At 35.5% G+C, this 273-nt stretch carries 1 protein-coding gene; it reads right to left on the bottom strand.

The window, feature by feature from the left end; translation table 11 throughout:
- The coding region (locus TY19_RS10915; RefSeq protein WP_042282540.1) for a transposase at positions 1-273 on the bottom strand (273 nt) is incomplete at both ends.

The raw sequence follows: 273 nt of genomic DNA, 5'->3' as shown, positions 1-273 counted from the left end.
TTTTTTTTCCTGCATCATAGCCTTTACTTTCAGCTGTATCGGTATTCTTAACGCTTTGCGCATCAACTATGATAAAACTGGTTTTCTCGTTCCGACCACTGCTTTGTCGAACCTCTCCAACGATTTTTTTTAAAACTTGTTCTAGAATACTTTTAGGAGTTTGTTGATCTTTTTTGGACCAAAGAGTGAAATAATAATAGCATATTTCCCATTTAGGATATTCTTTTGGCAACATACGCCACTGACAACCACTTTTCAAAGTGTATAAAACCC

This window comes from Candidatus Protochlamydia sp. R18 (genome assembly GCF_000648255.1).
Taxonomy (GTDB): Bacteria; Chlamydiota; Chlamydiia; order Chlamydiales; family Parachlamydiaceae; genus Protochlamydia; species Protochlamydia amoebophila.
Note: the sequence above shows the minus strand (reverse complement) of the source record. Positions and strands in the feature narration are given on the sequence as shown.